The 9,074-nt window shown below is 42.1% G+C and carries 10 protein-coding genes and 2 pseudogenes; 4 read left to right on the forward strand and 8 right to left on the reverse strand.

Annotated features, from left to right (window positions below; translation table 11 throughout):
• Window positions 1–176 precede the first annotated feature (176 nt).
• The gene (locus H6F50_RS25555; RefSeq protein ID WP_190430869.1) at window positions 177–338 is read right to left on the reverse strand and encodes a hypothetical protein; all 162 of its coding nucleotides are present in this window, start codon (window positions 336–338) and stop codon (window positions 177–179) included.
• A 136-nt stretch (window positions 339–474) separates the two neighbouring features.
• Here H6F50_RS25555 and H6F50_RS25560 point away from each other — a divergent pair, with 136 nt between their 5' ends.
• The 4 genes and pseudogenes from H6F50_RS25560 (at window position 475) to H6F50_RS25580 (ending at window position 3,236) form a co-directional block, all read left to right on the forward strand.
• Window positions 475–804, forward strand: coding sequence for a hypothetical protein (locus H6F50_RS25560; RefSeq protein WP_199292374.1), 330 nt, complete (start codon window positions 475–477; stop codon window positions 802–804).
• A 229-nt stretch (window positions 805–1,033) separates the two neighbouring features.
• On the forward strand, window positions 1,034–2,368 hold the full coding sequence (locus tag H6F50_RS25570) for an IS701 family transposase (RefSeq protein WP_242029208.1): 1,335 nt from the start codon (window positions 1,034–1,036) through the stop codon (window positions 2,366–2,368).
• A gap of 35 nt (window positions 2,369–2,403) precedes the next feature.
• Window positions 2,404–2,804, forward strand: a pseudogene (locus H6F50_RS25575) (transposase); the annotation flags it as partial.
• Between the two features lie 15 nt (window positions 2,805–2,819).
• Window positions 2,820–3,236: a GUN4 domain-containing protein gene (locus H6F50_RS25580; protein ID WP_277879384.1), complete on the forward strand. Its 417-nt coding sequence runs from the start codon at window positions 2,820–2,822 to the stop codon at window positions 3,234–3,236.
• Between the two features lie 201 nt (window positions 3,237–3,437).
• Here H6F50_RS25580 and H6F50_RS25585 read toward each other — a convergent pair whose 3' ends face one another.
• From H6F50_RS25585 to H6F50_RS27435, 7 genes and pseudogenes are all read right to left on the reverse strand, one after another.
• Complete coding sequence (locus H6F50_RS25585; RefSeq protein WP_190430872.1) at window positions 3,438–3,704, reverse strand: hypothetical protein; 267 nt, start codon at window positions 3,702–3,704, stop codon at window positions 3,438–3,440.
• A 342-nt stretch (window positions 3,705–4,046) separates the two neighbouring features.
• The gene (locus H6F50_RS25590; RefSeq protein WP_190430873.1) at window positions 4,047–4,505 is read right to left on the reverse strand and encodes a transposase family protein; all 459 of its coding nucleotides are present in this window, start codon (window positions 4,503–4,505) and stop codon (window positions 4,047–4,049) included.
• 141 nt (window positions 4,506–4,646) lie between these two features.
• On the reverse strand, window positions 4,647–5,630 hold the full coding sequence (locus H6F50_RS25595) for an alpha/beta fold hydrolase (RefSeq protein ID WP_190430874.1): 984 nt from the start codon (window positions 5,628–5,630) through the stop codon (window positions 4,647–4,649).
• A 130-nt stretch (window positions 5,631–5,760) separates the two neighbouring features.
• Window positions 5,761–6,345, reverse strand: coding sequence for a low molecular weight protein arginine phosphatase (locus H6F50_RS25600; protein WP_190430875.1), 585 nt, complete (start codon window positions 6,343–6,345; stop codon window positions 5,761–5,763).
• A gap of 592 nt (window positions 6,346–6,937) precedes the next feature.
• Window positions 6,938–7,621, reverse strand: a complete 684-nt coding sequence (locus H6F50_RS25605) for a response regulator transcription factor (RefSeq protein WP_190414852.1) — start codon at window positions 7,619–7,621, stop codon at window positions 6,938–6,940.
• 514 nt (window positions 7,622–8,135) lie between these two features.
• A complete protein-coding gene (locus H6F50_RS25610) occupies window positions 8,136–8,747 on the reverse strand; it encodes a L,D-transpeptidase (RefSeq protein ID WP_242029209.1) in 612 nt (203 codons plus the stop codon).
• Between the two features lie 199 nt (window positions 8,748–8,946).
• A pseudogene (locus H6F50_RS27435) lies at window positions 8,947–9,074 on the reverse strand (phospho-N-acetylmuramoyl-pentapeptide-transferase); the annotation flags it as partial.

The raw sequence follows: 9,074 nt of genomic DNA on the forward strand, positions 1-9,074 counted from the left end.
TAATTTCCTAATCGATGTGTTTTCTTGTTCGTATGCTTTGACTACTTTTTCTCGAAAGTCGATGGAGTAAGGTTTCATTCTACCTGTTCATGCACTGACCTCAATGTACTCTATATACCTGCAATCTGCTGTATTAACCATGTTAATACAAAGTTAACTATCAATTGATGTCAAGTTTAGCTAATGATAAGGCTTAACTTCCGGTTCGGCAGTGGATCGAAAGTCGAGACAGCGATCGCCTTCGCCTTCGGTACTGTTCGGGCGATCGCAACTGGTTGCTTTATGAAGTAGTAAACGGCGATGTCTCCTCTTTCCCAGGACTTACGCAACTGGCACATAGTCACAGAAAATGCGACTACTAATATAACATTTGTACCAAATCCTAGAGAGTAGAAGAAGAATTAATAGAATGTTTTTCAAGGCGGGAAAGCGCCTTGATGAGGAAATAAGTTTGAGTGCCAGTTGAGAGGCAGAATGAAGTTTACAAAACTCAAATATTGTCAGTATTTACTGAGCAGTCAAATTAATTATACAATTACCAATTTACCTGAGCATTTAGAAGCAATAACCCATGATAAAATTAATCGCTATCTTCTGTATGAAAAGTTAACACCCCGGTTACTTTGGAATAACGTTAAAGATGTAATTGAGATAGACGAAGATGCTTATTTAATTTTTGATGACACGGTTATTGATAAAAGATATTCAGAGGAAATTGAATTAACTCGTTGGCAATATAGGGGGAATGAACATGGCGTAATCCGAGGCATAGGATTAATAAGTTGTCTATATTTTAACCATTGAATTGGGAAATTCTGGGTAATTGATTATAGCAAGCGAAGCAAGGGTTAGGACACAAGAGAAAGGAGTGAACAGGAGAAAAAAATGCCAGCTCCCTACAGTTATGACTTGAGAATAAAAGTAATAGAGGCAATAGATGGAGGGATGGGAAAAAGCCAAGCTAGTAATCCCTCTTTTGTTACTAGGGGGAGAGGATAATCAGGAAGAAAACCAGAAACAGTAAGTAACAGCAATGGTTACGCCACGTAGAGAAGCAGTAAATACAGTTGGCTTCATCGATAACTATTGTCAACACTATTATTCAATATTTGAGGATGTCAGGCATTTTGAAGCATTCAAGTATTTACACTTAGGGATACTATCAGAAATCCCCCAAAAATCCTTGCCAAAAATAGCGAAAACAGTAGGGCTAAAATCTAGTCAATCATTACATCATTTTTTGAGAGATGCACAGTGGGATACAAAAAAATTAAGACAAATGAGGCTGTGGTTAACAAGGATATTGATTGGGGAAAGAGAAATAATTTTATGTGTGGACGAAACCGGGGATAAGAAAAAGGGAAAAGCCACAGAATATGTAACTCGTCAATATATTGGAAATTTAGGTAAAACGGAAAATGGAATAGTGTCAGTAAACGCCTATGGGGTAGTAGATGGAATTACTGATCCATTGCTCTTTCAAATATTTAAACCAAAAAACCGCCTGAAACCAGGAGATAAATATAAAAGCAAACCCCAAATAGCAATAGACATGATTCAAGAGTCAAAAGAATGGGGATTTAAAATCAAGTTAGTTTTAGCAGATAGCCTGTACGGAGAAAGTGGAGATGTAATTAGCTGCATAGAGAAGTTACAAATGATGTTTATCGTCGCAATTCGCTCTAATCATGGAGTGTTGATACCGCCCGGAAGCCGAAAACGTGATAACCGATGGAAAGCTTATCAGCAAAAGCTTTCGCACCGCCCAACCGAAACTCGTTACCTGAGAGAAATTATTTTTGGCAAACGTCACCGCCGGAGATATTACCAAATTAGTAAGACGAATAATCCCGACCCAACCGGAGAGGAAAGTTGGTACATTATGACCAATTTATCAGTTGATTTGTCACCGAATGTAGCTGAGCTATATAGTTTACTAAACTGGATTGAATATGGTTTTAAGCAAGTTAAAAATGAACTGGGCTGGGCGGATTTTCGTCTAACTGACTATAAAAGTATTGAACGGTGGTGGGAAATCATTTTTAGCGCCTATCTTTTAGTCAGCATTCAAGCTGCTTCATTTCAATTTTCACCCCAATCAAGCCCAACATCTACATCATTAGTGCCAGACTCAAGCGACTCCAATATTTCTCAACATAGTCAACATCCTGATTGGGAGTCCGGTACGACCTGGAAGAGTGCATTGAATAACCTGAGATTAATTATTCAACCTTATATTTTCTACTGTTTGATTCAATCCTGGCTACAAGTATTTAACATTCCTGGGATGAAACATTGCTTTTTGAAATTAATTCACTTCATGAATGATTTTCGCGCTTCTCCTGTCAGTTTCTCTATTGCTAGTTGAATCTCTTCCTGATTATCCTCTCCCCCTAGTAACAAAAGAGGGATTATGCCCTTAAGTCTGGAAAAAGAACAGAAAGAGTGAGTTGGATTAGTGCAATAAGAGAGAAACAGTTGTTTGCTCCTCTGACTTTTGAAGGGTCATTTAATCGTCACTTATTTGAAGCTTGGCTAACCAACTGTTTAATTCCTCAATTGATTCCAGGAGACATATTATAATTGATAATGCCACTTTTCCTAAAGGTGAGACCCTGAAAAAACTAGTAGAAGCAGCAGGATGCGAAATCTGGGATTTGCCCGCTTATTCACCTGACTTAAATAAAATTGAAAATTGGTGGGCTGTGTTTAAGACATGGATGAAACAGAGCTTGTCAGAATTTGATTCGGTCAGAAAATGTGTGGATTCTGCGTTCAGGAATTGTCCTAATCTATTTGCATAGTGCTATATCCCAAGGTTGCCCCTTGAAGACCTTCTAACTATTGATCGATTGTGGACATATTACAGTAGTGGTCAATTTGGGTTTGGCATTCAGTACCAAATATGGAAATACATTGTCCAGAAAGTAGGAGAGGCATTCGGTGTGGGAGCGTTCATCAATACTGTAGGGTGGCAGATGGAAAAAAATGAGATAGAACAGGGCTTTTCCATCAAGCGGCAGAATAATATTCCCTATATTCTAAGCGCACCGGCAGGGCATCTACGAACCCTATTTACTGTAGGAGGGGGAACTCGGAAGAGCCATCATTGGGAAGATTCACAATCTGACATGGGTCTTGGACGCGATAGTTATACCTGGTATGAATGGACGATTGGTTCATTATTTTGGTCCAGATATGGTGAAGTGCTTTCTCAAGTGAATTCAAGTGTGTGAGAAAACTCTAAATTAGGATTTCGGGGGGATAGTAAGCAGTGAAGCATGATTATTCCGATCCCAAGTTTCAGTCCCCTTGCAGGGATTATGACCGAGGAAACCCAAAACGAGGGGCAAGTAGACATTGCAATAAGGAATCTGTTTCAGTCCCCTTGCGGGGATTATGACCGCAGGGTGGTTTCATACAAACACAGAAAAAACTCAATCGAGTTGATTGGATAAAGCACGTTGTGCTTGAGGGATAGTTCGGAAACCAAGAAATCTGGCGATAGTAATGAAAAAGGTGTGCAAAATCACCCAATTTACTGGAGCATTCCCACCACGACGGGACGGGCAATCTTCGACAAATGTAACATCTTTGACCCATTGCAACCGATTTTCTATTCCCCAATGTCCTCGGCTATCGGCAAGCAACTGTTTGGCTTCCAGACACTGGCTAGAAATATAAAACTGACGCTGATCTGCCATGCTGGCGCTCGCGGACACCAGAAAGTTCAACGACAATAAAGGCTTTAAGTCCAGATCAGGTTTTTTAGATTTTTTCAGAAACCGGGAAAACCTTACACTCGCGCTGCACGACTTGAGAATGAATCTCTTCTACACTCGTAGCGCACGATAAGAGGATATCCTGCTGTAATTGGGGCGTGAGCCATTTTGTAAAGTGTCGGCTGATTTGCTTTTAATCCAATTAAGCAATCATTCCCACCAGAGATGATTTGCTGGGCGGTTTTTTTGGCAGTGTAGAGCGTCGAGAGTGAAAACCACCTGTTGACCAATAAATTCCGACACCAATTGCTCAACGACAGCTATCTATGTCTCTAGCTGGTTGGACATTGGTTGTGTCCGCAGTAAAATTCCACGTTGATGGCTGTAAACTGACATAACACTGATAAAGTTTTGGTATAACTCAGCATAATCTGTAAGCGTGCAACGGATGCTTTTTCCATCAATTGCTAGTCTTTCCCCAGAATTTGGCGGTACAAAAATTACGGTCCAGGTGTTAAATAGGTTCGTTAATGGATGAAAATCGAGTGTTTTGAGAACACGTCGGAATGTTGAGTAGGAAGGAAACTTGATTGTGTCTTCAAGGCTGAACAGTTGTATCAACCTTTGTCTGTGTACAACGGTAAAATCTTCAAGTGGTCGGTAGCCCCAATACCCACTCATAGCTCCCAGTAACATCAGTAGCAGTACCAACCACAATTCATGTCTGCGTCCGCGAATGTGTCGATAGTCTGGGATTTTTTGCAACTCCTCGATCAGATTCATCTTGTTTTCAACCGTAGATGTTTAGATACTCTTAATAAGTATTCTGATTTTTCTACCGCTGTATGAAACCACCCTGCTCTAGGTAAGCTCCAGAGGGGAGCTGGAGCCGCTTGCAAAGCGCGGCGAATAACTGACTTTTATTTAATCCAGCGCTAGCAATGGCATGATTCTAGATAGATCGGGAGAAACCCGTTGACTCAGATGGAGTTGATTCACTACCCTATGGAAGGAGTCACCCTGCTGCAAGCGATCGCGCATCTCCTCGACTTCACCCCAGGTTAAATCGCTCTCGACGTAGGCTTTAGCCACTGCGATTACTAAGTCTGCGTATTCATTCCCCTCTGCTTTGGTCATCATATTGTGCTGAATATTCAGAGTTTGGTCAAAGCGGTGATACCAGCACTTGGGTTGTTGCGGGAGTAAGGTTTTAAACAGAGCTTTATGTTCTTCGTCGCCGACTGCGCGATCGCTTTCGCTCGACACAATCAACATGGGCGCAGCGTAACTCGTTTCCGCCCGCTCGAAAATATCTTTTCCCATATCTAAAAATACTCGCAATGATGGCATGAGAAAGCCGTCATAACCAAAATGTGCGACTCCCGGTGCAGTCTTCCACTTAAAATAGATATTAAATACCTGCACAAACAAATCGACTACTTTATTGCTGCCACTCAAATAAGGGGCAAACAGCAAAGCCCGATAAATTTGTACGGCGCGTTCTAGGCATAGCCAAGCGGCCAAAGTGCTGCCACCAGAAAGCCCTCCCACTACTACTTTTCTTCCCAAAGCTTGAGCTTGTTGTAGCCAGTAAATCCCAAACTGTTGATAAACTTCTTGTTCTTCGGGAAGCGGAGGAGGGTTATCTCCATCCCAATTGCCTGCAATCCCATGCCCAGGGAGCAAAGGAATCAAGACGTTGTAGCCTGCCTTAAAGAAAGCTTCTCCTATGGGTACAAATTGTTCTGGAGTGGCAGTAAACCCATGAAAGAACAGACACACTTTGTCCGTAGGATTAGAGTAAAGAAAAAACCGAGAGCCGCGGGTTTCATCCATCAGCGGTAGCGCATCTTCACGGGCTTTCGTCTCTCGCACCAATGCTGCGGTAAAGGTGGAATAGTTAAACATTGTTATCTAAATCGTTTTTGCATGGGAAGCCCGAATTCAATGCGGCGCAGCACATCTATATCTATTTAGATTAACAGCCACCAGAACTCAGTGAATCCTTCATAAGGATATTCAAAAATGAAGTCATGTCTCAAGTGCGCGTTTTCTGAGTTAACCGAGTCAGTCCAATCAGCCACCTGAACAGCGGTAGGGTGCGGGGTAAGGGTTGAGGCGTGGGGAATGCAAAAGAACCAAAGCTGCTTTCCGATAAGATGCGGACTAACTTCTGCTGTAAAAGATTGAGTGCCAAGTCGATTTCCTGAGCGCAGTGGCGATATCTGGATAAAGATTTGCCAACGGGATCGCTAATATCTAAGGAATTTTGTTCTCCTACAAATTCTTTGAGCGTGAAAGTCTTGTTGAGCGCCTCCGGATAGATCGCGATCGCAATATATTTATGAAACTTTGTCATCGTCAGCACTAAATCTGCCCATTCGACGAGTTCTGGCTTTAACCCTTGCGGTTCGCAGTCATATTGAATTCCGTACTCTGCCAATACCGTTAGAGTATGGGGCGAAACAGGTATCCCCTTAAATTTATAAAGTCCCGCTGAACGCACCTCAATTTCAGCTAAGATTTCCTGCCTTTGCCTCAGTTCCCGAATCTTTTTCTGAAATAGCGCTTGTGCCATCGGGCTGCGACAGGTGTTGCCAGTACAAACAAATAGAACTCGCATACCAGAAGTGAGTGAAGCAATGATTTATTTTGCTACGCTACGACTGATGGTAAACCCTTTCACTTTTTAAAATGTCATTCGGCTGATTTTTACAGACGAATGGGTGGCACCCGCAGCTACAATTTTTGATTTAACAAACACCTACGTATTTAGTCACTTTCCGCTTCTATCTAAAGAAATATAATGTCACTTTTAGCCAAACAAAAGCCGCTCATTGCGGAGCGGCTTTTGTTTAGGTAAAATTAGCAAAAATTAGCTATTTTTAAAGTTAGATTCCACTTTGAATAACCATCAGGACGGTAACACTGACGCTCATCAATACTAAAAGAATTGCTAGAGAAACTGATTGACCCAGATGTGGCGCTTGTGAAACTTTCATGTGGTTTTCTTTTAATTTCTGAATTGTATTAAATGAAGAATACCAGCAACCTTAAGGGATCAATGAGAAAAGCACAATTTTCTTTAATAAACGCAACAGTTCTTAATAATCGCCAGTGCGCTCGCTCTTAAAGACAAGCACAGATATAGATAAAAAAACACGTAAGGGAACGGGCTTAGCCCGTTCCCCTAAACGTTTTGAGAGCGAGGACAGTTATCGAGTCAAACCGTGTTCAAGGGCATAGCGCACTAACTCGGTGCGGCTATTCGTCCCTGTCTTGCTAAACAAGCGGCTGACATACTTCTCAACGTTGCGGACACTGGTTTCCAAGCGTCGGGCAATTTCTTTATTCATCAATCCTTCCGCAACCAAGTCTAAAACACTCTGCTCTCGTGGCGTTAAGTCTATGCGGATATGGGAAGGCGACTGGGGGATTCGATTTGTATCTTCTAACATCCCCCGGATGGCAGCAATCTGTTGCTTGATGTCCTCAATATCGTTACCGCCGGTGGTGCTAGTTGGAGTGGTGCGACGTTCCAGTAAGTTTTTGACAATTGCCTCCAATTCCTCTGGATCAAAGGGCTTCGGGAGATACGCATCGCACCCCGCTTGATAGCCTTGGATGCGATCGCTTGTCATGCCTCTAGCCGTTAAAAATACTACAGGTAAATTTTTGAAGCGAGGATCTTCCCGCAGCTGCTTGAGGAATTGATACCCATCCACCTTGGGCATCATCACATCTGAAATCACTAAATCCGGCTGGTTCTTCTGCAACATCTGCCATGCGTCACCAGCATTACTGGCAACCTGAACGGTAAAACCACTGTCTTGCAGATATTCTTTGACTGCTTCGCGCAGTCCGGGTTCGTCGTCTACCAGTAACAATTTTCCTGTCATTTATCTTTCCTTGCCGCTACGTTTTTTTAATATAGGACTTACGCAGAGATCCCCCTTGTATCTCCCGATAAATTGGGGGACTTTTCCGGTTCCCCCAATTTATCGGGGGGTTATGTCGGTTCTAGGTTTCAAGCTTTCAGTGCGTAAGTCCTGTAACAGTATTTTCTTAACAGCTGTGTTCCTTTGCTGCTGTTTTTTTTAATGTAACGAACTTTTTGAACCTCTATTTGTTCGGACTTCTGGACTATCCAAATGCAACCATCAATAATATAATTGAACGCACTAAAATTGTCTATTTTTGTTTGACAGATGTGCTTTCCCTTACCTACTCGGTTAGCAGGAGGGAAAAGGATCGTCGCTGGATTTGCGAAGCCTAGAATTTCCAGATGCGTTAGCGATGGGGCTTTGATTTTCCTTCAGGTGGACGGATGGAGGGGGTGCGATGGCTACCGACTCCGTCTGTTTAGTAAAACAAGCGATCGCAGACCTTGATTAAAAATTAAAACTTGGCATTTTATTGAATAATTTCGACTTCCGTTCCTTTTTTCACAACTTGATATAACTCTTCAACATCTCGATTTTTTAAAGAAATACAGCCTAATGTCCAATTTGAGCGCTTTTCTATCAAAAAGTCTTGCTCATCAGGGACGCCGTGAATTCCTACCTGTCCCCCGATTGAATCAAGCCAATTTATTTTTCCGTTTCCCTTGGCTTTGATATGTTTTCTCCAAGAATCTTTAGTTGGGTAATCCAGCCAGAGAAACTTTGACCACGTAGGATGAGTATAGAGGTCTTTTATCTTGAATATGCCTTCTGGCGTGCTGCCATCCCCTTCTTTGAGCTTATCATCCACTGAGTTGAAGCCCAAAACCACTGGATAAGACTTCAGGGGCTTTTTATCGTAATAAACTGTCAGCCTGTACCTGGATTTCTCAATGAGTATAGAGACTTTATTCTTGTCTATTTCTGGAGAATCTACTAACTGTGTAAGCTGATGCGTATAGTTTAAAAGACCATTTCCTAGAACTTTAGGATGTAAATGATTTGAAAAAAGATTATCGGAACAATTATTCCAGCAAAAGACGTGCAGAAGATAGGGCAGCGGTACAGCATAACCCAGACGCATGAGTTGGATGTATAGGCAAAAAATTCCGGATAGGAGAACAGAAAAAATTAAAAACTGCCTTCTTCTATTCCCCTGTTTTCTGCTGCTGCCCATTGTGGATGTAGTTGGAGCGATTCAAACCTTTGGTGGACGCCCAGCTTGTGCGGTTTTAGACACCAAAGGATGATTGACAACGGCTATTTTAACTAGGCTCTTTTAACTAACGGAGGACAAGACACAACAAAGCTAAAATGCCGTTAATCAGATAAAAGGCGGCAACCACTTGGGTTTCACTCCAGCCACTCAGTTCTAAATGGTGGTGAATCGGTGCCATCTTAAATAAACGCT

The organism is Coleofasciculus sp. FACHB-712, from assembly GCF_014695635.1.
Lineage (GTDB): Bacteria > Cyanobacteriota > Cyanobacteriia > Cyanobacteriales > FACHB-T130 > FACHB-T130.

Excerpts from the sequence above, each read along its gene's own strand:
- H6F50_RS25555 (WP_190430869.1), bottom strand. The coding sequence starts at position 338 with ATGTGCCAGTTGCGTAAGTCCTGGGAAAGAGGAGACATCGCCGTTTAC.
- H6F50_RS25560 (WP_199292374.1), top strand. The coding sequence starts at position 475 with ATGAAGTTTACAAAACTCAAATATTGTCAGTATTTACTGAGCAGTCAA.
- H6F50_RS25570 (WP_242029208.1), top strand. The coding sequence starts at position 1,034 with ATGGTTACGCCACGTAGAGAAGCAGTAAATACAGTTGGCTTCATCGAT.
- H6F50_RS25585 (WP_190430872.1), bottom strand. The coding sequence starts at position 3,704 with ATGGCAGATCAGCGTCAGTTTTATATTTCTAGCCAGTGTCTGGAAGCC.
- H6F50_RS25590 (WP_190430873.1), bottom strand. The coding sequence starts at position 4,505 with ATGAATCTGATCGAGGAGTTGCAAAAAATCCCAGACTATCGACACATT.
- H6F50_RS25595 (WP_190430874.1), bottom strand. The coding sequence starts at position 5,630 with ATGTTTAACTATTCCACCTTTACCGCAGCATTGGTGCGAGAGACGAAA.
- H6F50_RS25600 (WP_190430875.1), bottom strand. The coding sequence starts at position 6,345 with ATGCGAGTTCTATTTGTTTGTACTGGCAACACCTGTCGCAGCCCGATG.
- H6F50_RS25605 (WP_190414852.1), bottom strand. The coding sequence starts at position 7,621 with ATGACAGGAAAATTGTTACTGGTAGACGACGAACCCGGACTGCGCGAA.
- H6F50_RS25610 (WP_242029209.1), bottom strand. The coding sequence starts at position 8,747 with ATGCGTCTGGGTTATGCTGTACCGCTGCCCTATCTTCTGCACGTCTTT.